This is a genomic window from Streptomyces sp. bgisy100 (assembly GCF_057709105.1).
Genome location: NZ_JBYITE010000048.1, coordinates 35,245 through 57,652, shown reverse-complemented (window position 1 = coordinate 57,652; position 22,408 = coordinate 35,245). Strand labels below are relative to the sequence as shown.

At 72.9% G+C, this 22,408-nt stretch carries 20 protein-coding genes and 1 pseudogene; 10 read left to right on the top strand and 11 right to left on the bottom strand.

Translation table 11 applies throughout. The features are described 5' to 3' along the window. Positions 1–363: 363 nt before the first annotated feature. Entirely contained in the window at positions 364–813 is a 450-nt protein-coding gene (locus AC3EQ1_RS25770) for a PTS sugar transporter subunit IIA (protein WP_351506813.1), read from the top strand. A gap of 78 nt (positions 814–891) precedes the next feature. Next, entirely contained in the window at positions 892–2,562 is a 1,671-nt protein-coding gene (gene ptsP, locus AC3EQ1_RS25765; RefSeq protein ID WP_432096719.1) for a phosphoenolpyruvate--protein phosphotransferase, read from the top strand. Positions 2,563–2,664: 102 nt separating this feature from the next. Here ptsP and AC3EQ1_RS25760 read toward each other — a convergent pair whose 3' ends face one another. Together AC3EQ1_RS25760 and AC3EQ1_RS25755 are read right to left on the bottom strand one after the other, a co-directional pair. Further along, complete coding sequence (locus AC3EQ1_RS25760) at positions 2,665–3,570, bottom strand: hypothetical protein (protein ID WP_432096718.1); 906 nt, start codon at positions 3,568–3,570, stop codon at positions 2,665–2,667. A gap of 70 nt (positions 3,571–3,640) precedes the next feature. Next, complete coding sequence (locus tag AC3EQ1_RS25755; protein ID WP_432096717.1) at positions 3,641–5,659, bottom strand: acetoacetate--CoA ligase; 2,019 nt, start codon at positions 5,657–5,659, stop codon at positions 3,641–3,643. Positions 5,660–5,989: 330 nt separating this feature from the next. Between AC3EQ1_RS25755 and AC3EQ1_RS25750 the strand changes: the two genes are divergently transcribed. Next, positions 5,990–8,335 (top strand): glycoside hydrolase family 31 protein, encoded by a 2,346-nt coding sequence (locus AC3EQ1_RS25750; protein ID WP_432096716.1) that lies wholly within the window; start codon positions 5,990–5,992, stop codon positions 8,333–8,335. Between the two features lie 177 nt (positions 8,336–8,512). Here the strand turns inward: AC3EQ1_RS25750 and AC3EQ1_RS25745 are convergent, their stop codons facing one another. Beyond that, positions 8,513–9,040 carry an NUDIX domain-containing protein gene (locus AC3EQ1_RS25745; protein WP_432096715.1) on the bottom strand — a complete coding sequence of 176 codons (528 nt, stop codon included), beginning with the start codon at positions 9,038–9,040 and terminating at the stop codon, positions 8,513–8,515. 75 nt (positions 9,041–9,115) lie between these two features. On the opposite strand from AC3EQ1_RS25745, the gene AC3EQ1_RS25740 reads away from it, so the two are divergent. Further along, entirely contained in the window at positions 9,116–9,925 is an 810-nt protein-coding gene (locus AC3EQ1_RS25740; protein ID WP_432096714.1) for a M15 family metallopeptidase, read from the top strand. Positions 9,926–10,029: 104 nt separating this feature from the next. On the opposite strand, the gene AC3EQ1_RS25735 is transcribed toward AC3EQ1_RS25740, so the two are convergent. Beyond that, positions 10,030–10,539 carry a DinB family protein gene (locus AC3EQ1_RS25735; protein ID WP_432096713.1) on the bottom strand — a complete coding sequence of 170 codons (510 nt, stop codon included), beginning with the start codon at positions 10,537–10,539 and terminating at the stop codon, positions 10,030–10,032. A 168-nt stretch (positions 10,540–10,707) separates the two neighbouring features. Next, positions 10,708–11,625 carry a serine hydrolase gene (locus AC3EQ1_RS25730; protein WP_432096712.1) on the bottom strand — a complete coding sequence of 306 codons (918 nt, stop codon included), beginning with the start codon at positions 11,623–11,625 and terminating at the stop codon, positions 10,708–10,710. A 356-nt stretch (positions 11,626–11,981) separates the two neighbouring features. Between AC3EQ1_RS25730 and AC3EQ1_RS25725 the strand changes: the two genes are divergently transcribed. The 3 genes from AC3EQ1_RS25725 (at position 11,982) to AC3EQ1_RS25715 (ending at position 14,106) form a co-directional block, all read left to right on the top strand. After that, complete coding sequence (locus AC3EQ1_RS25725) at positions 11,982–12,329, top strand: Mpo1-like protein (protein ID WP_432096711.1); 348 nt, start codon at positions 11,982–11,984, stop codon at positions 12,327–12,329. Between the two features lie 68 nt (positions 12,330–12,397). Next, positions 12,398–12,919, top strand: a complete 522-nt coding sequence (locus tag AC3EQ1_RS25720; RefSeq protein ID WP_432096710.1) for a Zn-ribbon domain-containing OB-fold protein — start codon at positions 12,398–12,400, stop codon at positions 12,917–12,919. Beyond that, complete coding sequence (locus tag AC3EQ1_RS25715; protein ID WP_432096709.1) at positions 12,916–14,106, top strand: lipid-transfer protein; 1,191 nt, start codon at positions 12,916–12,918, stop codon at positions 14,104–14,106. The genes AC3EQ1_RS25720 and AC3EQ1_RS25715 overlap by 4 nt, the downstream gene beginning before the upstream one ends. A 285-nt stretch (positions 14,107–14,391) precedes the next feature. On the opposite strand, the gene AC3EQ1_RS25710 is transcribed toward AC3EQ1_RS25715, so the two are convergent. Both AC3EQ1_RS25710 and AC3EQ1_RS25705 read right to left on the bottom strand, forming a co-directional pair. Beyond that, positions 14,392–15,000, bottom strand: coding sequence for a GTP-binding protein (locus AC3EQ1_RS25710; protein ID WP_432096708.1), 609 nt, complete (start codon positions 14,998–15,000; stop codon positions 14,392–14,394). Positions 15,001–15,652: 652 nt separating this feature from the next. After that, entirely contained in the window at positions 15,653–15,958 is a 306-nt protein-coding gene (locus tag AC3EQ1_RS25705; protein ID WP_432096707.1) for a hypothetical protein, read from the bottom strand. Between the two features lie 129 nt (positions 15,959–16,087). On the opposite strand from AC3EQ1_RS25705, the gene AC3EQ1_RS25700 reads away from it, so the two are divergent. From AC3EQ1_RS25700 to AC3EQ1_RS25690, 3 genes are all read left to right on the top strand, one after another. Then, positions 16,088–16,510 carry an NsdA family TPR-like regulatory protein gene (locus AC3EQ1_RS25700; RefSeq protein WP_488187175.1) on the top strand — a complete coding sequence of 141 codons (423 nt, stop codon included), beginning with the start codon at positions 16,088–16,090 and terminating at the stop codon, positions 16,508–16,510. Then, positions 16,507–17,040 (top strand): GNAT family N-acetyltransferase, encoded by a 534-nt coding sequence (locus AC3EQ1_RS25695; protein WP_432096706.1) that lies wholly within the window; start codon positions 16,507–16,509, stop codon positions 17,038–17,040. The genes AC3EQ1_RS25700 and AC3EQ1_RS25695 overlap by 4 nt, the downstream gene beginning before the upstream one ends. Before the next feature lie 356 nt (positions 17,041–17,396). After that, the gene (locus tag AC3EQ1_RS25690; RefSeq protein ID WP_432096705.1) at positions 17,397–18,365 is read left to right on the top strand and encodes a zinc-binding dehydrogenase; all 969 of its coding nucleotides are present in this window, start codon (positions 17,397–17,399) and stop codon (positions 18,363–18,365) included. Between the two features lie 186 nt (positions 18,366–18,551). Here AC3EQ1_RS25690 and AC3EQ1_RS25685 read toward each other — a convergent pair whose 3' ends face one another. The 4 genes and pseudogenes from AC3EQ1_RS25685 to AC3EQ1_RS25670 form a co-directional block, all read right to left on the bottom strand. Beyond that, positions 18,552–19,748: an ABC transporter permease gene (locus tag AC3EQ1_RS25685; RefSeq protein WP_432096704.1), complete on the bottom strand. Its 1,197-nt coding sequence runs from the start codon at positions 19,746–19,748 to the stop codon at positions 18,552–18,554. A gap of 230 nt (positions 19,749–19,978) precedes the next feature. Then, positions 19,979–20,677, bottom strand: a pseudogene (locus AC3EQ1_RS25680) (ABC transporter ATP-binding protein); the annotation flags it as partial. Beyond that, a complete protein-coding gene (locus tag AC3EQ1_RS25675; RefSeq protein ID WP_432096703.1) occupies positions 20,674–21,750 on the bottom strand; it encodes a peptidoglycan-binding protein in 1,077 nt (358 codons plus the stop codon). The pseudogene AC3EQ1_RS25680 and the gene AC3EQ1_RS25675, both read right to left, overlap by 4 nt. Next, the gene (locus tag AC3EQ1_RS25670; RefSeq protein WP_432096702.1) at positions 21,747–22,400 is read right to left on the bottom strand and encodes a hypothetical protein; all 654 of its coding nucleotides are present in this window, start codon (positions 22,398–22,400) and stop codon (positions 21,747–21,749) included. The genes AC3EQ1_RS25675 and AC3EQ1_RS25670 overlap by 4 nt, the downstream gene beginning before the upstream one ends. Between the last annotated feature and the right edge of the window lie 8 nt (positions 22,401–22,408).

The window sequence follows — 22,408 nt, the reverse complement described above, 5'->3', positions numbered from 1 at the left end:
TCGAATCCAGTGGCCGTTGGGGGCCTTTTGCCTTTCGGCTGCTCCGAACTCTATCAGGCCTTTTCCGTGTCTCCGACCGGTCATCCGCAGGCATGCGGAATCGGATCCGAGAAGGGATCAGGTTCGATAGGTGTGGTTGCCGCCCCTGCCGAATCCGCGGATGTTTACGCGGTGCTCGGTCGAGGGCAGGTGCAAGACCTTACAGCCTCCCCCTGGGCGAGGCAAATCGATTCGCCGCCGCACGGGCTCGATCCGGCCGCCGTCGGGTGCACGGAATCGTCTCTTCCTATGACTTACTCTTCTGGTCAAGTCGTCCAGACCACTGGCGACACCAGTTGCATCTCCGCCCCCGGGAGGCCCCCCATGACCACCGTGACCTCACCACTTGCCGGGCGCGCCATCGGACTCGCGGCCGTGCCCGACCCGGTGTTCTCCGGCGCGATGGTGGGACCCGGCACCGCGATCGACCCCGTGCGCGAGCCGTCGGAGGTGGTCGCGCCCGTGGAGGGGATCGTCGTCTCCCTGCACCCCCACGCCTTCGTCGTGGTCGACGGGGAAGGGCACGGGGTGCTGACCCATCTGGGCATCGACACCGTGCAGCTCAATGGGGAAGGCTTCGAACTGCTCGTCAGCAAGGGCGACACCGTACGCCGCGGCGACCCCGTCGTGCGGTGGAACCCTGCCGCGGTCGAGGCCACCGGGAAGTCCCCGGTGTGCCCGGTGGTGGCGCTCGAGGCTTCGGCCGAGGCACTCTCCGACCTCGCCGACGGCACCGATCTCAAGCCGGGCGACACTCTCTTCCACTGGAAGTGAGCCCCGCGCCGGGGGCCGGCGCATACGACATCCACAGCAGGGGCGAGGGACTCGCCGCATCAACCGGAGACGGGTGCAATGGAGACAACGCTGCGAGGCGTCGGTGTGAGCCACGGGGTGGCGATCGGCGAGGTCAGGCACATGGGGACGGCGGTGCTGGAGCCGCCGGCGAAGCAGATTCCCACCGACGAGGCGCCGCGTGAACAGGGGCGGGCCCGGCAGGCCGTGGAGGCCGTCTCCGCCGATCTGATCGCCCGCGGCAATCTGGCCGGCGGTGAGGCGCAGGCGGTGCTGGAGGCCCAGGCCATGATGGCCCAGGACCCGGAGCTGATGGCCGATGTCGAGCGCCGGATCGCGGTGGGCAGCACGGCCGAGCGGGCCGTGTACGACGCCTTCGCCTCCTACCGGGCACTGCTCGCCGGTGCCGGGGAGTACCTGGCGGGCCGGGTGGCCGACCTGGACGATGTGCGCAACCGGATCGTGGCGCGGCTGCTCGGCGTGCCGATGCCGGGGGTGCCGGACAGCGACGAGCCGTATGTGCTGATCGCCCGTGATCTCGCTCCGGCGGACACCGCGCTGCTCGACCCGGCCCTGGTGCTCGGCTTCGTCACCGAGGAGGGCGGGCCGACCAGCCACAGCGCCATCCTGGCGCGTGCTCTGGGTGTGCCGGCCGTGGTGGCGCTGCCGGGCGCGGGCGAGCTGGCCGAGGGCACGGTGATCGGGGTGGACGGGAGCACCGGCGAGATCTTCGTCGAGCCGGGGGCGGAGAAGCGGGCCGCGATGGAGGCCGCCGCTGCCGAGCGGCGCGCCGCGCTGGCCGCCGCCACGGGACCGGGGGCGACGTCCGACGGGCACAAGGTGCCGCTGCTGGCCAATGTGGGCGGGCCGGCGGACGTTCCGGCCGCGGTGGAGGCGGGTGCGGAAGGTGTGGGCCTGTTCCGCACCGAGTTCCTGTTCCTCGACGACAGCACGCGCGCTCCGTCGGAGGACCAGCAGGTCGAGGCGTACCGGCAGGTGCTGGAGGCGTTCCCGCAGGGCCGGGTGGTCGTGCGGGTGCTGGACGCGGGGGCCGACAAGCCGCTGGACTTCCTCACGCCGTCCGACGAGCCGAACCCGGCGCTGGGTGTGCGCGGTCTGCGGAGCCTGCTGGACCACCCGGAGGTGCTGCGGACGCAGCTGACGGCGCTCGCCCGGGCGGCCGAGGGGCTTCCGGTGTATCTGGAGGTCATGGCGCCGATGGTGGCCGACCGCACCGACGCCAAGGCGTTCGCCGACGCCTGCCGGGAGGCCGGTCTGCAGGCGAAGTTCGGCGCGATGGTGGAGATTCCGTCCGCCGCGCTGCGGGCCCGCTCGGTGCTCCAGGAAGTGGAGTTCCTGTCGCTGGGCACCAATGACCTCGCGCAGTACACCTTCGCCGCGGACCGTCAGGTGGGTGCGGTGTCCCGGTTGCAGGATCCGTGGCAGCCGGCGCTGCTCGACCTGGTGGCGTTCTCCGCGGAGGCGGCCAAGGCCGAGGGCAAGAGCTGCGGAGTGTGCGGGGAGGCGGCGGCCGATCCGACCCTGGCCTGTGTGCTCACCGGTCTCGGCGTGACCAGCCTGTCCATGGGCGCCGCGTCCATTCCCTATGTGCGGGCCACGCTGGCCAAGCACACGTTCGCCCAGTGCGAGCGTGCGGCGGCCGCCGCCCGGGCGTCCGACACTGCGGAGGAAGCGCGGCTGGCCGCCCAGGCGGTGCTCTCCGGGGAGTGAGCCCGAGCCCGTCCGCACACCGCCGCCCATGGCGAGCGCGGGACGGTTCCAGGTGCGCGGCCGGTGGCCGCTCCGCGGGGTGCGGGGCGGCCACCGGTGTGTTCAGCGGTCGTCCTCCGGGGGCGGGAGGGGGATTCCGGGGCGGTACTCCACTCCGTGCTCCGGGGGGACCGGTTCGCCGGTGTCGGCGTCGGTGCAGTAGGCCGCGAACACCTCGGCCTCGGTGAGGGGCCGGGGCCAGCCGTCGCGCAGCGCCCAGCCCCGGACGACGTCCCGGCCGGGCGCGTCGCGCGGGGCGGGAGCGCTGCTGCGGACGACGATGCCGCCGCGGCTGCCGGTGGCGATGCCCGCGGCCAGGACGGTGCACAGGATCAGGGCTTCCGACTCCAGCACCCGGACCCGGCCCTCCTCCTCGCATTCCGCCTGGCAGACCGCGATGAGCGAGGCCCCGTCGGCCGGCACGCTGCACACCAGGTGGTGGTCGCCGGGGCCGACGGCTTCGAGGAGCCCGGTCACCGCTCGTGAGGCGCGGGCGTAGGCGGCGCGGCCGGCGCCGCGGTCGCAGTGGGCGCAGCCGTCCGCCGCTGCCAGCAGGGCGGTGGCCCAGGTGAACGTGGCGTGCCGCTCCGCTTCGGCCACCACTTCGGGGACGAGCCGGTCGACCGGCTGGCCCCGGTAGGGGACGGTGGCGCCGCCGGAGGCCATGGCGGTGTAGCGGACGCGGCTGTCCGGCCGCGCCGGGTCGAGGCCGGCCTCCGCGCAGAACCCTTCGTACTCCTCGGGGTCGAAGAGGGCCACGCTGGTGTGCAGCCCTTCGGCCGCCAGCTCCCGCAGCAGCGCCTCCATCTCCCGGAGATAGGTGGGGTGGTCGGCGAAGGCGAAGCCGGGGTAGCGCCGCATGGCCGCGAAGTCGCCGGGGTCGGCGAGCAGGGCGACCGTGCCCGGGACCTCCCGGCGGAGGGTGTGCCGTGCGGTCCGGCGGTTCGTGCTGGTGGTCTTCCGTGCCATGACTCCCCCTCGGTACGTCGATCAGTACTCACTCAACGTAACCGAGGGGTCGGACAATGGGGTTCGGGTGCTACGCGGAGTGATCGCGGGCGATGGTCTCGTAGTGCCGGAGGAGTTCGATGTCGTCGACCGAGCCGGGGTTGACGGCCTTGTCGAGCGGGGTGCCCTGGAGGAGCCGCTTGACGGGGACCTCGATCCGCTTGCCGGTGAGGGTGTGCGGGACGCCCGGCACCTGGATGATCTCGTCGGGGACGTGGCGGGGCGAGAGCTGTTCGCGGATGGTCCGCTTGATGCGGTCGCGGAGGGCGTCGTCGAGGACGGCGCCCTCGGCGAGGTGGACGAAGAGCGGCATCCAGTAGCCGCCGTCCCGCTCCTCGACGCCGATGACCAGGGACTCGCGGATCTCGGGGAGGCGTTCCACCGCTTCGTAGATGTCGGCGGAGCCCATGCGGACGCCCTGCCGGTTGAGCGTGGAGTCGGAGCGGCCGTGGATGACGACGGTGCCTCGGGAGGTGAGGGTGATCCAGTCCCCGTGCCGCCAGACGCCGGGGAACATCTCGAAGTAGCTCTCGCGGTAGCGGTGGCCCTCGGGGTCGTTCCAGAAGCGGATGGGCATCGACGGCATGGGGTTCGCGACGACGAGCTCGCCGACCTCGTCGACGACCGGCTTGCCGTGCGGGTCCCAGGCCTGGAGGTCGGTGCCGAGGCAGGGGGCCTGGAGTTCGCCGATGAAGACGGGGAGGGTGGGGACGGCCCCGGCGAAGCAGCTGCAGACATCGGTGCCGCCGCTGACCGAGGCGATCCACATGTCCTCGGCGACCTCGTCGTGGATCCACCGGAAGCCGTCGGGCGGCAGCGGGGATCCGGTGGTGGCGACGCACTTGACGCGGGAGAGGTCGTGGTCGCGGCCCGGGTGGACGTCGGCCTTGCGGCAGGCCATGACGTAGGCAGCGGAGGTGCCGAAGACGGTGGCCCCGGTGCGCTCGGCGATCCCCCACTGGGCGCCGGTCCCGGGGTACCCGGGGCTGCCGTCGTAGAGGACGACGGTGGTGCCGGCGAGCAGGCCGGAGACGAGGAAGTTCCACATCATCCAGCCGGTGGAGGTGTACCAGAAGAAGCGGTCCCCGGGGCCGAGGTCGGTGTGGAGGCCGAGCTGTTTGAGGTGTTCGAGGAGGATGCCGCCCTGGGACTGGACGATGGCCTTGGGCAGGCCGGTGGTCCCCGAGGAGTAGAGCACCCAGAGCGGGTGGTCGAAGGGGACCTGCTCGAAGACCGGCTCGGTGTCCCCGGCGACCAGATCGTCCCAGGCGAGGGCGCCCGCGGGTGCGGGGCTGCCGAGCAGCGGGATGTGCACGACGGCGCGCAGGGTGGGCAGTTCACGGCGGAGTTCGGCGACGGTCTCGGTGCGCGTGTGTTCCTTGCCGCCATAGCGGTAGCCGTCGACGGCGAACAGGACGACCGGCTCGACCTGCTGGAAGCGGTCGAGGACGCTGCGGGCGCCGAAGTCGGGGGCGCAGGAGGTCCATACGGCGCCCACGGCGGCGGTGGCGAGGAGGGCGACGACGGCCTGGGGGACGTTGGGCACGTAGCCGCTGACCCGGTCGCCGGGGCGCACGCCGAGGCGGCGCAGCTCGGCGGCCAGGGAGCCGACCTGACGGCGGAGTTCGGCCCAGCTCACCGGCCGGGGATCGTGGGTCTCGTCCACGTGGAGCAGGGCCGGTTCGTCGGCGCGGGCGGGGTCGGTGGCGGCGCGCAGCGCGTGCTCGGCGTAGTTGACGGTGGCGCCGGGGAACCAGCGGGCGCCGGGCATGGCCGGGTCGGCGAGGACGCGCTCGTACGGGGTGCCGAAGCGCACGTCGAACCACTCGGCCACGGCCTGCCAGAAGCGTTCGAGCTCGTCGACCGACCAGCGGTGCAGCGCGGTGTAGGAGGCTGCCGGGTCGCCGGGCACGGCGCGCGGGGCACCGTGGCGGCCGGCGGCCCACTCCTGGAACGCGGTGATCTGCGCGCCGGCGACGCGATCGGCGCCCGGCCGCCACAGCGCCTCCGGCTGCGCGGCGGGGGTCGGTTCGATCGGCGCTGAGGTCATGGCACGGCTCCCGGCTGTACACCTGTGGGTCGGTTGGTCTGGGTTGCGGTCCGGTCCGCTCCGGTGGGCCGCGACCGGTCCGTCCCGTACGGTCCGGTCGGCGTCCGCCCGGTTCCCTGGGGTTCCTGCGGTGCCCCACGGCCCCGGCCGCGCTCCTCCGCTGGGGCGGAGCGCCGGTGCGAAAACGGTTGAGCAGGACGATGCCACGTGATCGGCCCGGGCACCAGGGCGGCCCACCCGGAATCCGCGGACGGCACAGGGCGTCCGCCGTGGGTGAACGGCTGTTGAACGTGCGGCTCGCGGTGCCTGGTCGATGGCAGGGTGAGCGGCATGGACGGGCGGGACCTGGTGCGGTCGGTGAAGGTGGTCGGTACGACACAGGGGCGGCGGTCGGTGCGGTCGGCGTGGCGGCGGCAGCGGGCCGACGCGGTGGGGCTGCCGAGACGGGGTGCCGAGCGGGCTCGGGTGCCGGGGCTCGCCCGGGACGCCGAACCGCAGCCGGGCGGCGGGGTGGTGCGGTTCGCGCGGTCCTCGCTCCGGGTGCGGGTCGCGGCGGGCGGTGCGGTGTTCTGCGGCTGGGACGACAGCGCACCGGAACCGTCGTACGCGCTGGCGGACGGCTGCCCGGAGGCGGACGCCCGGGCGGAGCTGGAGCCGGACAAGGACGGCGGCTGGCGGGTGGTCTCCGAGCGGGTGACGGTGGCGGTGTCCCGGTACGGGGCGGTGGAGATCCGTACGCCGGGCGGGAAGGTGCTGCGGCGGGATCTGCCGCCGCGCTGGTGGGACCCGGTGTCCGGGCCGGCGCCGGGCGGGGCGCGCTGGGTGCAGCGGTCCGAGGTGCCGGCCGACGCGCGGTTCTTCGGTCTCGGCGGGCGGGCGGCCGGACCGCGGCTGCGGGACGGCGTGTACCGGCTGTGGAACTCCGGCCCGGGCGGGGGCTCCGGGGCCGGTGGCGACCCGCTCCACCTGACCATGCCGGTGCAGCTGGTGGTGGCCGACGCCGGTACGCATCTGGTCTTCCACGACAACTCCTGGGACGGCCGGGTGCGGCTGCGGGAGGGCGAGGAGGGCGCCGGGTCCGGGCACGACCGGCCGGGCTCCAGCGAGGTGCGGATGGACGGCGGGCCGGTGCGCTCCTGGACCGTGGTCGGCACCCCGGCGCGGGTGCTGCACGGCTGGATCTCGCTGACGGGCGCCCCCGCGGTGCCGCCGCGCTGGGCCCTCGGCCACCAGCACGCCCTGGGGGGCTTCGGCGGTGCGCGGGAGGTGCGGCGGATCGCGGCCGGCCACCGGGAGCGGGGGCTGCCGCTGTCCGCCCTGCACCTGGACACCGGCCACCACCGGGGGCACCGCGTCTTCACGGTGGACCGGGAGCGCTTCGCCGGGCTGCCGGAGCTGGCGGACGAACTGCGCGCCGACGGGGTGCGGCTGGTGTCGGTCGTCGACCCTGCGGTGAAGGCGGAGCCGGGGTACGCGGTGTACGACGGCGGCGCGGCGGCGGAGGCGTTCGTCCGGGACGCGCGCGGCCGGGAGGTGCGCGGCGAGGCGCGGGCGGGCGAGTCGGTCTTCCCGGACTTCACCGACCCGGCGGTGCGTTCCTGGTGGGGCGGTCTGTACGCGGAGCGGCTGGCCGAGGGCTTCTCCGGGGGGTGGCACGACAGGAACGAGCCGGTGGCCTTCGCGGCCTTCGGCGAGCCGACGCTGCCGCGTTCGGCACGGCACGCCATGGAGGGCCGGGGCGGCGACCACCGGGAAGGGCACAACGTCTACGGGCTGCAGATGGCCCGGGCGGGCTACGAGGGGCTGTCCCGGCTGCGGCCGGAGGAGCGCCCGTTCGTGTTCTCCCGCTCCGGCTGGGCAGGGCTGCAGCGCTACGGCGGAACCTCGTCGGGGCACGCCGCCACCGGCTGGCCCGGGCTGCGGGCGTCGCTGGCGCTGGTGCTGGGGCTCGGGCTGTGCGGAGTGCCGTACTCGGGGCCGGACATCGGCGCCTTCACGGGTTCGCCGTCGCCGGAGCTCTGCACCCGGTGGTTCCAGCTGGGGGCGTGGCTGCCGCTGTTCCGTACGTGTGCGGCCGGGCCGGCCGGGCGCCGGGAGCCCTGGGAGTTCGGGCCGCGGGTGCTGGAGCACGCGCGGGCGGCGCTGCGCGAACGGGAGCGGCTGCTGCCGTACTTCGGCACCCTGGCGCAACTGGCCCGGCGCTCCGGCGCGCCGTACGTGCGGCCGGTGTGGTGGGCGACGCCGCGCGACCGGGCGCTGCGGGACTGCGAGGACGCGTTTCTGCTGGGGGACGCGCTGCTCGTGGCGCCGGTGCTCGAACCGGGCGCGGTCCGGCGGACGGTGCGGCTGCCCCGGGGCCGGTGGTACGACACCGCCACCGGGGAGGTGTTCGACGGTCCGGGACGGGTGCGGGTGGACGCCCCGCTGTCGCGGATCCCGGTGCTGGCGCGGGCGGGTTCGGTGCTGCCGGTCGCCGCGGAGGACGGCGGGGTGGAGCTGGAGGTGTGGGCGCCGGCTCCGGGGAGCCGGGGCGGCGGGCATGTCGTCGCCGACGGCGGGGACGGCTGGGCGCGGACGACGGTCGAACGCTTCGTGTCACGGACCGAGGGGGGCCGGGTCGTGGTGGAACACGCGGACGGCGGGGAGCCGGGGTACCGGGTGCGGGTGCGGGGCTGAGGGGGCGAGCGCAGCGGACCTACGACGGGGAGCGTCGGTGATGGCGGAGGGACGGGCTGCGGGGCCGGGCGGACGATCGGTCCGCGGCGGGGCGCACCGGGAACGGGCTGCACAGTGGGCCACCTGGTGTCGTGCGGCGCGGAGTTCACGCGGCAGAGGGACGGACCTCGTCGGTGGTCAGCGCGTGGGCCGGTGGGCGTACCGGCCGGCGAACCAGGCCGCGACCGCCTCGGTGTGGAGCGGGAAGGCCAGTTCCCGCGGCTGCGCCAGGAGTTCCCAGCCCTCGGTCTCGTCCGTGCCGGCCGAGGGCGGCAGGCTCTCGACGGGGCGCTCGGGGAGCAGGCCGAAGACCAGCAGGTGTCCGCCGGGCGAGCTGAGCACATCGGCGAGGTCCACCCGGTCCGCCTCGGCGGCGACGCCGGTCTCCTCGTACAGTTCGCGGACGACGGCGTCCCGCCAGTCCTCGCCGTGGTCGATGAAGCCGCCGGGGAGGGCGATCCGGCCGCGGCCGGGGTCGATCGTGCGGCGGATGACGGTGAGGGCGGTGCCGTCGGCTCCGCGGACGGGCAGCAGGGCGACGGCCACCGGCAGCGGATTGCGGTAGGCCATGGTGCCGCACGCCGGGCACTGCCGGGGCCAGCCCGCGCCGGGCGCATGGGCGGCACCGCAGGAGGAGCAGTGGGAGAAGGGTTCCCGATCGGCCATTCGCGCACTGTATCCCCCGGCGGGTCCGCCCGCCCCCTTCCCCGAGGCACCGGTCACCTGGTAAATCCCGTGGACATGCCACGATTTGCCGCCGCACTGCGCGTACTGGCCCTGTCCGTCGCCGCTCTGGCCGTCACGACCGCCGCTCCCCCGGTGGCGCGGGCGCAGCCCGAGCCGAAGGCTCCCGAGGAGTTCGTGGCGCTGCGGGACGTCGACCCGACGGTCCGGCAGGAGATGCGGTACGTCACCCGGCACAACTTCGTGGGCGAACGGATCGACGGCTACCGACAGCCGTTGTGCATCCTCACCGCCCCCGCGGCCCGGGCCCTGCACCGGGCGCAGCGGACGCTGCTGCGCAAGGGCTACACGCTCAAGGTGTACGACTGCTACCGGCCCCAGCGCGCGGTGAACCACTTCGTCGACTGGGCGAAGCGGCTCGACGATCAGGCCATGAAGGGGGAGTTCTATCCGAGGGTCGACAAGACCCGGCTGTTCGAGGACGGTTACATCGCCGAGAAGTCCGGGCACAGCCGGGGCAGCACGGTCGATGTGACGCTGGTGAGGCTGCCCGGCCGGCCGACCCGCCCGTATGTGCCGGGTGAGCCGCTGGTCGCCTGCCATGCGCCGCGGGAGGACCGGTTCCCGGACAACTCCGTGGACATGGGGACGGGCTTCGACTGTTTCGACACGCTGTCGCACACCGAGGATCCACGGGTCGGTGGGGTGCAGCGGGCCCACCGGACGCTGCTGAAGCGGACGCTGGAGGGTCAGGGGTTCGTGAACCTCCCCGAGGAGTGGTGGCACTTCACCTTCAAGCCGGAGACGTTCCCGGACACCTACTTCGACTTCCCGGTCCACCGGCGTTCGCTGGCCTCCCGTCCGTGAAGCGGGTGACGGTCGGGGCCATGGAATGCTCCTCCGGCGCCCCCTGGGCGCATGTGCCGACCGCTCCAACGGGATGCCGTTCGCCCGGTGGCGCGGCCGGCCGCTCAGGCTCCGGTGACGCCGTCGACGCCCTCGCGCAGCAAGTCCGCGTGTCCGTTGTGGCGGCCGTACTCCAGGAGGACGTGGACCAGCGCCATCCGCAGTGACACCGCCGTCCCCCAGCGGGGCTGGTGGCCGGTCAGGTCCAGCGACGCGGCCTCCCGCTCGATGCGGCGGGAGTTCTCGACCTCGGCCTCCCACGCCGCGAAGGCCTCGCTCCGGGTCGACCGGCTCGCGTCGTACGCCGCTTGGAAGTCGATGGTGCGGGACCAGACCAGGGGCGCCTCGTTGTCCTCGAACACCCGGCGGAACCAGGCCCGTTCCACCTCGGCCAGGTGCCGGACCAGGCCGAGCAGGGAGAGCGTCGACGGGGGCATGGACTGCTGCCGCAATTCCTCGTCGGTGAGCCCCGCGCACTTCATGGCGAGCGTCGCGCGGTGGTAGTCGAGGAAGGCGCGCAGCGTCTCGCGCTCGCTGCCGGCGTGCGGCGGCGCCGTCCGGTCGTCAGTGGTCATGGGGCGAACTCCTCGTCGATGGCCGGCCCGGGGCATTGCGGTACGACGTCATACGATCACGGCCGTCGCGACCGGCCTGTGCGCGGGCCCCGGTTCGGGCGACACCGGCGCCGTGGAGAGCGTCCGAGAGGGCCGGACCGTGCGGCGACACGGTCCGGCCCGGTGGGGCTATTCGGCGCCCGGCACCTGCGGGACGGCCCGGTCGGGGGTTCCCTTGCGCGGTGTCGCGGGGACGAACCGCTCGGCGGACGAGGCGGCGGGGGCCAAGTCCTGGTGGATCCGGCGGGCGACGCCCTGGATGCTCGCGATGCCGTAGTCCATGGCGCGGTTGCCGTGGGAGAGGACCACGATGCCGTAGTCGTGCCCACCGCCGGTGAACGTGCCGACGCTGTGCACCCGCCAGCCGTGGGTGGAGCGGCTCAGCCAGCCGTTCTTGACCCCGATGGTCGACGTGTCCGGCGCACCGGCGGGGGTGCCCCAGCGCTGGCCGTCCACGACCCGCTGCATCAGGTCGCGGGCGTAACTCCGCGCGTCCCGGTCGAGCACGTCGTTGTCGGACGTCAGCAGGTCGAGCAGCTTCATCTGGTCACCGGCGGTGACCTGGGTGAGGCCCCAGTAGCCGTCCGCGCCCGGCACCGTGCGGGTCATGCCGGCCAGGCTCAGGAAGTGCTGGATGCCGCGGGTGCCGAGCTGCCGCCAGAGTGTGCTGGTGGCCTCGTTGTCCGACTTGGTGATCATGGAAGTGGTCAGTTTCACCTCCTTCCGGGTGAGTTCCCGGTTCTCCTCCATCGCCTGGCGCAGCAGGGCGCCGAGGACGGTGACCTTGACGACGCTCGCGGAGTCGAACTTCCGGTCGGCGCCGAGAGTGCACCGGGTGCCGGTGCGGCGGTCGTGCACGGCGAGCGCGATCGTGCCCTTGCGGCCGTCGACCGCCTTCCTGATGTGCTGGGACAGCTTGGTCGCCAGGCCCTGCTGCTGCGAGGTGCAGGAGACCTTCGGCGCCTTGTCGGCCTGCGGCGCACTCGGGCCCGCCGCCGCGGCCGGCACCCGGTACGGGGTGCGGCCGGGTATCTGTGGATCCTCCATACGGATTCCTTCCGTTCTCGTCGTGCGTTCGGCTCCGCCGCACCGCCCCCGCTCACGGTCGGGGACGCGTACCGGAGCCCGTGGAACCGGAGTTCGCCGATTCCGGCCCGTCAGCAGGACCGGCGTTCGGCCGCGCAGGTTGCCTCCCCGGCCTGACGAGTGCTGTCGGTTTTGGTGTCGTGTGCCCGGGGCCGGGCGCGAGGCATCAGCCGTGCGGAAGCGGAAGCGCCGGAAGGCGGTGGAAGGGGAGCCTCCGAGGCGACGAGGAGGGAGGGCGCCGGGGCCTCCGGGACGAGGGACCGGGCCGTGGCTCACCGGGGCTCCCGGTGCGGCGCGGCGCGCACTACGGTGCGGTAATGACGCAGCGGAAATTCACCTCGTACGAGGAGTTCTGGCCGTACTACGTGGCCATGCACTCCCGGGCGGCCACGCGCTGGATCCATCTGACCGGCACCCTGACCGGGCTCGCGCTGAGCACCTACGGGCTGATGAGCGGCCGTCGGCGGTTCCTCGCGGCGCTGCCGGTGATCGGCTACGGGACCGCGTGGCCCGCGCACTTCCTCATCGAGGGGAACAACCCCGCCACCTTCGGGCACCCGGCCTGGTCCCTGCGGGGGGACGCGCGGATGATCCGGATGATGCTGGCGGGCCGCGACCGGGAGCTGGCGGAGACCGCCGCGGCATGGCTTGCGGAGCACTCCTGACGCGGTCTCGCGAGGAAGGCCCGGACGTGGCACGATTCTGACACAACGTCAGATAGGTGGGAGGGGCCGTGTCGCGCATCCGTACACCTGTGGTGGCCGGCTGGTTCCGCGGTGACTGCACGGACGAGGGCCCGGGCGAGGGTCCGCGCGGGGAGACCGGCGAGCGGGGTTTCCGGCTGCTGGGCACCCGCTGCGCCGCCTGCGGCTCGGTCTTCTTCCCCCGCGAGGACCACTACTGCCGCAACCCCCGTTGCGCCGGAACGGAGTTGACCGAGGTCCCCCTCTCCCCGAGGGGACGGGTGTGGTCCTACACCGACGGCCGCTACCGGCCGCCGGCCCCGTATCTCTCCGACCCCGATCGGGAGTGGGTGCCGTACACCCTGGTCGCGGTGGAGCTGGCGGCGGAGCGCATGATCGTGCTCGGTCAGGCCGCTCCCGGGGTGTCCGTGGCGGATCTCGCCGTGGGGATGGAGGTCGAGGTCGTTCCCGGGGTGCTGAACGAGGACGCCGAACGCATCTGGACCACCTGGCACTTCCGACCGGTGAGCGGCGGGGCCGACGGGCGGGAGACCGGAGGTGAGCGGCCGTGACCCGGGAGGTGGCGGTCCTCGGCGCGGGCCTGCACCCCTGGGGGAAGTGGGGGCGCAGCTTCGTGGAGTACGGCACCGTGGCGGCCCGTGCCGCGCTCGCCGACGCGGGCCTGGACTGGACGGACGTCGAGTCGGTGGTCGGTGCCGACACGGTGCGGTGCGGCTACCCCGGCCATGTCGCGGGCGCGACCTTCGCGCAGGCGCTGGGCTGGCAGGGAGCGCGGGTGACCAGCGTGTACGCGGCCTGCGCCTCGGGGGCGCAGGCGGTGGACACCGCCCGGGCGCAGATCCTGGCGGGTCTGGCCGAGGTGGTGCTGGTGGTCGGCGCGGACGCGGCGCCCAAGGGCTTCTTCGCACCCGCGGGCGGTGAGCGTCCGGAGGACCCGGACTGGCTGCGGTTCCGGGTACTCGGTGCCACCAACCCGGCGTACTTCGCCCTCGCGGCACGCCGCCGGATGCATCTGCACGGTGACACCGTCGAGGACTTCGCCCAGGTCAAGGTGAAGAATGCGGCTGCCGGGGCGGCCAATCCGCACGCCCGGTACCGCACCGCGGTCTCCGCCGGGCAGGTGGCCGCCTCCCCGGTCGTCGCCGACCCGCTGCGGCTCCTGGACATCTGCGCCACCTCCGACGGAGCCGCCGCGCTGGTCCTGACGAGCACCGCGTTCGCCCGGCGGCAGGGGGTGCGGGACCCGGTCCGGATCCGGGCGGTGTCCACGGTGACGCCGCAGTACCCCCGGACCGTGCCGGATCTGCCGGACATCGCGACCGACTCGGCGGCCGCGGTGGAACCGCCCGCACTCGGTTTCCGGGCCTCGGTCGTCCGGGCCGCGTACGAGGAGGCCGCGCTCGGGCCGGAGGACCTGTCGCTGGCGGAGGTGTACGACCTGTCGACCGCCCTGGAACTGGACTGGTACGAGGACTTGGCGCTCTGCCCGGCCGGGGAGGGCGCGAAGCTGCTGCGGGAGGGGGCCACCGCGCTCGGCGGCCGGATTCCGGTCAATCCGAGCGGCGGTCTCGCCTCGTTCGGGGAGGCCGTACCCGCGCAGGCCATCGCCCAGGTGTACGAGCTGGTGCAGCAGGTGCGCGGGCGGGCGGGCGACCGGCAGATCCCGGGGGCGCGGGCCGGGATCACGGCGAACCAGGGGCTGTTCGGGCACGCGTCCTCGGTGGTCGTGGTCCGCTGAGAGGCGCGGTGCGCTGAGCGTCGCGGTCCGCTGAGAGGCCCGGTTCGCTGAGCGTCGCGGTGCGCGCCGGGCCGGCCGGTTCGCGGCGGGGCAGCCGGTTCGCGGCGGGGCGGTTTCGGCCGTCCCCTGCCCCAGTTCCGCTCCGTTCCGTGGTGCGGCGGGGCGGCGTCGGCCGGTGGCCGGGCTTCGGCCGGTGGCCGGACCGTCCGGGAGAGCCGCTGCGGCCTCCTGGGCCGCAACCGGTGGTGGGCTGCGGCTCCCGTCAGAGTGTGACCTGCGGCTCCGTCAGGTGGTGGCGTGCCGGGGACGGTCCGCGCCGGTCTCCATGGCGTGTTCGACGACCGAGATCAGGACCTCCTTGGTGGAGTCCCGGTCCCGTGCGTCGCAGAGGATCACCGGCACCTCCGGGTCGAGGTCGAGCGCCTCGCGCACCGTCTCGGCGGCGAACCGCTCGGCCCCGTCGAAGCAGTTGACCGCGAGCGTGAAGGGGATGCCACGCCGCTCGAAGTAGTCCACCGCGGCGAAGCAGTCGCTGAGCCGACGGGTGTCGGCGAGGACGACCGCACCGAGGGCGCCCTGCGCGAGTTCGTCCCAGAGGAACCAGAACCGGTCCTGTCCCGGCGTGCCGAAGAGGTACAGGATGAGGTCCTCGCGGACCGAGATCCGGCCGAAGTCCATGGCCACGGTGGTGGTCCGCTTGGCTTCGACGCCCTCGGTGGAGTCCACCGGCCGTCCCGCCTCGGTCAGCAGTTCCTCGGTGCGCAGGGGTCTGATCTCACTCACCGCGCCGACGAGTGTCGTCTTCCCGACCCCGAAGCCGCCCGCCACAAGGATCTTGAGGGTGACCGGATCGACGGCGGGCTTGCGGCGTCGCTGAGAGCGCCCGAAGACCATGGGATCTCTTCTCCCGGTGTGCGGCTGATGAGGGATTGAGGCCTCCCCGATCACAGGCAGTCAGCAAATGGTCGGCCTCGGCAAGGAACAGTACAACGGAGTCGTCGTGTACCTGCCCGGCGGTCTCGGGTCATTGCCCCTTGAAGGATTGCGGGGGCTGTGCAGGGTGCGGAGTCCCTGACCGGTTGCGGAGGCGTCCGTGCCCCGGACAAGGCGGGCGGCTGATCGAATGGCAGGGTCGCGGCCCCGAGGCGTAGGGCACTTGAAGCGCGCGGCTCGAATCGCCCGCCAGGCACCGGTCGGACAGTAGGGTGCGCGACGTGAACGAACCCGCTTCCTTGCCGAGCGCCTTCCGTCTGGCCGTTACTGGGCCCGCCCGCGTGTGACGGGCGGGCCAGTACATCCAGGTCCTGTCGTCAAACTCCCGTCTTCCGCCCGGAGGGCGGCCGTCCGGGGGCGATCTGCCCGGCGGGCACATTGGTTGTGCCCAGCAGCTCCACGCCGGCGAGTGCGTCAGCCCCGACCGGGCCGGACGGTCGGCCAGCCCAAGAGGCACGGCGTCCAGCCCCTCGGCGACATCGTTCAACGACGCTCCCGTGTTGAGTGGCCGGCGCGCGGGGCACCGGCATCGGCTCGCCGCTGTGGGCATCGCTCACCTGGCTTCACCTTCGCCGGCCGCCGAGGTCGGTCCGCCCGGTTCCGGGGCAGCCTCGATTTCATCGGGATCCGTGATCCACTCCAAGCCGCCGCCCGCGGGCGCCAGCCACGCCACCGGCGGAGTGTCCGGGACCTTCAGCTCCGGTTCCGCATCGCGGTTGTCCACGTCCGGGGCGATGGCGCGGAGGACACCAATCCGGTCGCCATGGGCATGATCAACCACTAGGCGGCCGAGGAGGGGATGTTCAAAGTGCCCCAAGCCCAGGGGCTGGGTGCTGGTGCCGGGAGTGCGCGTCGTCATCGTCGCCCTCACTGTCGAGTCGGTATGCCCTATGCGCTGGTCGCCCCTCCGGGGAAAGGCGCGACCAAGGCCGTACACGACACCTAACTTCCGTTCGGGTGAAGTGGAGTTAGGGGACTTCGCCAGTTACTGCTCGGCCACGCCCGGGAAGCCCTGGCCAATGCCGAGCAGTTGCCCCGCCCAGCGTGGATCGCCTTCTACGGACCCGCGGAACTCGAAGCGCTCGCCGCTATCGTCCACGCACAGCTTGACGCCCCCGCGGAGGCCGAGATGGCGTCCCACCGGGCGCTGGCCATGCTGCCTGCGCAGTACCGCCGCAACAGGGCCATGGCCACAGCTCGCCTAGCCCTTGCCCAGGCCTGTCAAGGGGAGATCGAGCAGGCATGCGACACCACCGGGGACGTGTTTGTACTGATGGCCAGGCATCCTCTTCCGGGTCGATTGCGTGTGGTCTTGGGTGACTTCCACCGTCATCTGTTCACCATCGCTCCGAGTGCCACTGTGGCGCGGGAGTGGACCGACCGTTACCGATCCGAATGGAGCACTGTGTGACCACGGCAGACGTCGCACTGAGGCACTACACGCACAACGACCTTGCGCAGATCCGGCAGACGCTCCTGGACGTCCACGCTGATGCCTATGCCGCCAGGGCCGAAGAGGAGTTCGTGCAGCGCTTTCCCTGGTTCGTGAATCACTGGGGCAATAAGGCGGGCTTCTCCTGCGTCATCGCTCACGACGGAGGCGGACAGCCGATCGGCTTCACCTACGGGGCACCATCCGAGGCCGGACAAGAGTGGTGGCGTGAGTACGTGACTACTCCGCCTGCGGAGACTTCCACCTTCGCGATCTCGGAACTGATGCTCCGTGTGGCGTGGCGGGGGCGTGGGCTGGGTCAGCATCTGCACCAGGCTCTCCTCGGGCCTCGGAATGAGGCGTTGGCCGCGCTCACCGTTGATACCAAGCGCCCCAGACTTCAGGCTCTCTACGAATCCTGGGGGTACAGGAAGGTAGGCGTGCGTCAGCCCTTCCCTGACTCTCCGGTCTATGCCGTGATGGTGCTGGACCTGACAGTCGAAATCTGACCCACGATTGCCTCCAACGGCCCACACCTGCCCGGGGTGCGGGCCGTACAGGTTGATCCACCGATAGTCCAGGCCGGCCGGGCAGCCGTCCGAGGTCCGCAGCCGGTACTCCATCGTCCCGGACTGGCCGCGGCCCGCACCCCGCCCTTCCGTCCGCTCCGGATACCGCGTGTCTCCCCGTCGGCCCGCCCGTCGCACCCCGCTCCGGCCGCCCCGCAGATTGGCCGGTCTGCACACCCCGTTCTCGGCCACTTGAGGAAAACGCACGTCAGTCGCGTAATCCGCGATGGGGACGGAGCCCAGCGAGGAGGCGGCCGTCCGAGCCAACGGGTAACAGGACATACGAGGGAGCCAGCATGCGCGCTGTCCGTGTCGCCGAGTTCGGTCCGCCGGAGGTCATGCGAGTGGAACACGTGGCGGACCCGGAGCCGGGATACGGCGAGGTGCTCGTCGATGTCGCCGCGGCCGGGGTCCAGTTCGTGGAGACACTGGTGCGTGCCGGCAAGTCGGCCGCCGTGCCACGGCCCTACACGCCGGGGCGGGACGTCGCCGGGGTGGTGTGCATGGTCGGCGACGGGGTGGACCCCGGGCTGATCGGCAAGCGGGTCTCCGGACAGACCGGGAACGCCGGCGGGTACGCGGAACGGGCGGTGCTGTCCCGCCGGGCCCTCCACGTGCTGCCGGACAGCGTGTCCACCGAGGACGCGGCCGGGCTGCTCGGCCAGGGGCTCACCGCGGCCGCGCTCATCGAGATCTCCCGGCTCCGGGAGGACGAGACGGTGCTGGTGGAGGCGGCTGCGGGCGGTGTGGGCAGTCTGCTGGTGCAGTTGGCCAAGGTCGCTCGGGCGACGGTGATCGGCGCCGCCCGGGGCGAGCACAAGCTGGAGCTGGTCCGGAAGCTGGGCGCGGATCACGCCGTGGACTACGGCAGGCCCGGGTGGGTGGAGGAGGTGCGCAGCGCCGCGGGCGGGCGCGGGGTGAACGTCGTGCTGGACTCGGTCGGCGGGGAGATCGGCAGACAGGCGGTCGACACCCTCGCGCCCGGCGGACGGTTCGTCATCTACGGGGTCGCGTCCGGCACGGGTACGGAGATCCCGGGCGGGCTCGCCTACGGCCGGGGGCTGACCGTCATCGGCTTCGGCGGGGCCAATCCGGGGGTGGATCCGAAGCGGTTCCACGCGTTGCAGGCCGGCGTGCTGGCCGAGGCGGCGATCGGACGGGTCACCCCGGTGATCGGCCACCGGTTCCCGCTGGAGATGGCATCGGCCGCCCACACCGCGCTGGCGGGCCGCGACACCGTGGGCAAGGTGCTGCTGATCCCCTGAGGCGCCGCTGATGAACGGGGCAAACGGGCTCGCCCCTGCCGGTGCGGGTGTCCGGCAGGGGCGAGCGGGGCACTCGGCTCCCACGGGGGCGGGAGCGGTGCCGACGGGCCGGAATCCGCTCCCGAGGGGAAGTCGGGGAGGCGGTTCCGGAAGGCCGAGAGGTGAGCCGGCTGTTCGTCCCGTAGGTCAGGTGGCGTTGAGCGCCACCGTGGGGTGCAGCCGGGAGGCCCGTACGGCCGGGTAGAGGCCCGCGATCACCCCGATGACGAGGGTGGCACCCAGGCCGCCGGCCAGGGCCCACGGCGGTATCACCACGAGCCAGCCCTGGGCGCGGGCGAAGCCCCAGGTGGCGGCCGCGCCGAGCGCCGCTCCGGCCACCCCGCCGAGGGCCGAGAGCAGCAGGGACTCGGTGAGGAACTGGGTACGGATGGCACCCCGGGTCGCGCCGATCGCCCGCCGCAGACCGATCTCCTGACGGCGCTCCAGCACCGAGATCACCATGGTGTTGGCCACGCCCACACCACCGACCAGCAGGGCGACCGCCCCCAGGCCGAGCATCAGCGCGGTGAGTCCCTCGTCCGTGGTGGCCTTGGCGGCGAGTGCGTCGGAGGGCCGGGAGACACTGACCGCGCCCGGGTGGCCGGGGTCGACCGAGCGCCCGAGGACGCCCTGCACGTCCTCCACCGAGTCGTCCGAGGACCGCTCGAAGATGGTCGTGGGGTGCCCGTCGAAGCCGAGGTACTTCTCCGCCGCCGGGTATCCGACCAGCGCGACCCGGTCCAGCGCCGGCACCAGCTCGACCGGTTCGAGGATGCCGGTGACCACGAACCAGGTGTCCTTGATCATGATCTTCTCGCCGGGACCGGTGACGCCGAGCCGGTCCGCGGCGACCGGGCCGAGGACGACCACGGGCAGCCGCTCGCCCGCCCGGTCCAGCCACCGGCCCTCCCCCACCCGGGCGCCGAGGGTGCGCAGCAGATCGGGGCGGGCGGCCTGGGTGCCGACACCGGCGGCGTAGTCCAGGGGGACGGCGTCACTGCGCCGGACCTGGGCGCTGATCTGCCCGGTGGCGGTGGCCTGTTGCACCGGGCCGATCCGCTCGACCATCGCCACGGCGTTCCTGGGCAGCTTCGCCGGACCGCCGTCGGGTGCCTCGTTCGCCTCGGCGGTGAGGAGGTTGGTGCCGAGCCGGTCGAGCTGGGCCATCAGATGGGCACGGCTGGAGGTGGAGAGGCCGACGACGGCGACCATGGTGGCGATCCCGATCGCGATACCGAGTGCGGAGAGCACCACCCGGGCTCGCCGGGCGCGCAGGCCGACGGCTCCGGTCCGCAGGATGTCGGCGGCGGAGAGCCGGGAGGGCCTGAGACTGCGGGAGCTCATGGCGCGGGCACCTCCGGGGTGGGGTCGGGGTCGGGGTCGGGGTCGGGGTCGGGGTCGGTACGAGGGTCGGCGTCGGTACGGGGTCCGGGATTGGTACGGGATTCAGGATCGGTACCGGATTCAGGATCGGTGCCGTGCTCCGGGCTGGTACGGCAAGCGGGGCGGGGAGCGGTGCCGGTGCCCGTACCGGAGTCGGTGCCGGACCCCGCCCCGGGATCCGTATCCGGGGCGGCAGCGGCGGACGCCGTTCGGGAGTCGGCGACGATCTCGCCGTCGCGGAACCGGACGCGCCGGGGCAACGAGTCGGCGATCTCGTTGTCATGGGTGATGACACAGATCGTGGTCCCGGCGGCGTTCAGCTCGTGCAGCAGCTCCATGACGACCTCGCCGGAAGCGGAGTCGAGCGCGCCGGTCGGCTCGTCCGCCAGCAGCAGGTCGGGGTCGCCGACCAGGGCGCGGGCGATGGCGACCCGCTGTTTCTCGCCGCCGGAGAGCTCGTTGGGCCGGTGGCCCAACCGGTGGCCGAGCCGGACCCGTTCCAGGGCGCTGCGGGCGCGGGCGCGGCGCTCCTTCACCGGCACCCCCGCGTAGAGCAGCCCGTCCGCGACGTTGTCGACCGCATCCCGGCCCGGTGCCAGGTGGAAGTGCTGGAAGACGAAGCCGATGTGGCGGGCGCGCAGCGCGGAGAGCCTGGTGTCGGAGAGGGCTCCCACGTCGTATCCGGCGACCCGCACCTCGCCCTCGCTCACCCGGTCGAGGGTGCCGATGAGGTTCAGCAGGGTCGACTTGCCGGAGCCGGACGGGCCGACGATGGCGACCAGTTCGCCCCGGTCCACCCGGAGGTCCACACCGCGCAGGGCGTGGACGCCTCCGGGGTAGGACTTTCCGGCCCCGCGCAGTTCGATCACCGGGGTGCCGCTCGCGGTCATGGCTTCGCCGTCCCCACGGTCAGGCCCTCCGCCAGGCCGTCGCCGGAGACCTCGATCCGGCCTTCGGCGGTCATGCCGGTCTCCACGCGCACCGTTCTCGTGGTCCGGCCGCGGACGACCTCCAGGCCGTAGCCGCCCTCGCGCAGGGCCACGACGGCCTCGACGGGCACGGTGAGGACGTCCTCGGCGCTCTCCTGGACGAAGGTGACGCTGAGGGGGCCCGACCGGCCTCCGGAGACCGCCTCCTTCTTGTCGAGTCCGATTTCCACCTGCAGACCGTCGGTGCTCTCCTCGCCGGAGTCCCCTCCGGATCCGGCGTCCTCCGGCCGGACCGTGCCGGAGACCCGGCCCGTGATCCGCTTCCCGTCGGGCAGCTCGATCTCCGCCTTGGTGCCCTTCTTCGCCAGTTCCCGATCGGTGTCGTCGAGGCCGACGCGGACGACCGGCGTGCTCGAGGCGATGGTCAGCGCCGTCTTCTCGGGGCCGACCTGGTCGGCGACGGCGGCGTCCGCGGAGACCACCCGCACCTGCCGCGGCTGGAAGACGACGTCGCCCTGGCCGACCTTGCCGTCGGGGGCGCTGTTGCCGAGCGAGCGCTGCCAGGACTTGACGGCCGCCTTGGTGGCGTTGTCGTACTTGTTGTCGATGACGATGCCGGCTCCGAAGCCCAGATCACGGAGGTTGCGCTCCAGTTGGAGGACGTCCGGACCGAGGGTGCCCACCTTCAGGCCGCGGAACATGGGCGTCGAGCCGTACAACAGGACGACCGGCCGCGCGTCGATCTCGTACAGCCGCTGTCCCATCCGGACGGTTGCGCCCTTGTCGGCGGCCTTGGTGACCGTGCCCTGCACCGCGGCCTTGAGGGGGCGGCGCCCGGCGTAGTCGAGCCGGCCGTCGAGGGTCTTGCTCTTGACCAGGTCCTCACGGGTGATCTCGGTGGTGGCGGGTGGCCTGCGCGGGTTCGCGGAACTCGCGGAGGCCTCGCCGCCGTCCCCCAGCAGCGCCCAGCCGGACCCGCCCGCCGCCGCGACGGTCGCGGCAGCGAGCAGGATCCACACGGTGCTGCGCTTCACTGCTGCCCCGCGGCGGCGTCGATGAGCTTGCCCTCACATGCGGTACGGGCCCGCTTGTACGAGGGCGAGTCCTGGTCGATCTCCGGGGAGACCGGGTTGGGGTCACCGCCGCCCTCGACGTTGCCCGCGGAGTTCATCTTCGGGTTGGCGAACTTCGAGACACCGTGGCTGCGCATGCACTGGGCGTGCGCGAGCATCGATTCGTAGACCTTCTGCTTGTCCACCTTCGGTTCGAGCTCCATGGTCTTCCGCATGGGTTCGGCGCAGTTCTTCGCCGCCGCCTGGTACTTCTTCTGGCCGTCCTGCTTCGAGGCGTCTTCCTGGATCTTCTCGATCCTCGGCCAGTCCGCGTAGCCGCTCAGCTTGGGGTCGGGCCAGTCGCTCATGCCCTCCTTGCGCATGCACTGGGTGTACTTCAGCTGCGCGTCGTAGAACGCCGACTTGCCTGCCTTGCCGCCGCTCCCTGCCGTCCCGGAGCCGGAGCCGGAGCCGGAGCCGGCCGGAGCGTCACCGGCTGAGGCGACACCCTCGTCGCGGATCTCCTTCTCCCCACCGCCCCCGCAGGCCGACGAGAAGAGCATGACGGGGACGGCGATCACGGCCGCGAGGCGGAGGGAACGGGAGGTACGGGAAGTCGTCTGTGTGCTCATGGCCAGAA

Coding starts and splice junctions, on each gene's coding strand:
- AC3EQ1_RS25770 (WP_351506813.1), top strand. CDS start 364: ATGACCACCGTGACCTCACCACTTGCCGGGCGCGCCATCGGACTCGCG.
- ptsP (WP_432096719.1), top strand. CDS start 892: ATGGAGACAACGCTGCGAGGCGTCGGTGTGAGCCACGGGGTGGCGATC.
- AC3EQ1_RS25760 (WP_432096718.1), bottom strand. CDS start 3,570: ATGGCACGGAAGACCACCAGCACGAACCGCCGGACCGCACGGCACACC.
- AC3EQ1_RS25755 (WP_432096717.1), bottom strand. CDS start 5,659: ATGACCTCAGCGCCGATCGAACCGACCCCCGCCGCGCAGCCGGAGGCG.
- AC3EQ1_RS25750 (WP_432096716.1), top strand. CDS start 5,990: ATGGACGGGCGGGACCTGGTGCGGTCGGTGAAGGTGGTCGGTACGACA.
- AC3EQ1_RS25745 (WP_432096715.1), bottom strand. CDS start 9,040: ATGGCCGATCGGGAACCCTTCTCCCACTGCTCCTCCTGCGGTGCCGCC.
- AC3EQ1_RS25740 (WP_432096714.1), top strand. CDS start 9,116: ATGCCACGATTTGCCGCCGCACTGCGCGTACTGGCCCTGTCCGTCGCC.
- AC3EQ1_RS25735 (WP_432096713.1), bottom strand. CDS start 10,539: ATGACCACTGACGACCGGACGGCGCCGCCGCACGCCGGCAGCGAGCGC.
- AC3EQ1_RS25730 (WP_432096712.1), bottom strand. CDS start 11,625: ATGGAGGATCCACAGATACCCGGCCGCACCCCGTACCGGGTGCCGGCC.
- AC3EQ1_RS25725 (WP_432096711.1), top strand. CDS start 11,982: ATGACGCAGCGGAAATTCACCTCGTACGAGGAGTTCTGGCCGTACTAC.
- AC3EQ1_RS25710 (WP_432096708.1), bottom strand. CDS start 15,000: ATGGTCTTCGGGCGCTCTCAGCGACGCCGCAAGCCCGCCGTCGATCCG.
- AC3EQ1_RS25705 (WP_432096707.1), bottom strand. CDS start 15,958: ATGACGACGCGCACTCCCGGCACCAGCACCCAGCCCCTGGGCTTGGGG.
- AC3EQ1_RS25690 (WP_432096705.1), top strand. CDS start 17,397: ATGCGCGCTGTCCGTGTCGCCGAGTTCGGTCCGCCGGAGGTCATGCGA.
- AC3EQ1_RS25685 (WP_432096704.1), bottom strand. CDS start 19,748: ATGAGCTCCCGCAGTCTCAGGCCCTCCCGGCTCTCCGCCGCCGACATC.
- AC3EQ1_RS25670 (WP_432096702.1), bottom strand. CDS start 22,400: ATGAGCACACAGACGACTTCCCGTACCTCCCGTTCCCTCCGCCTCGCG.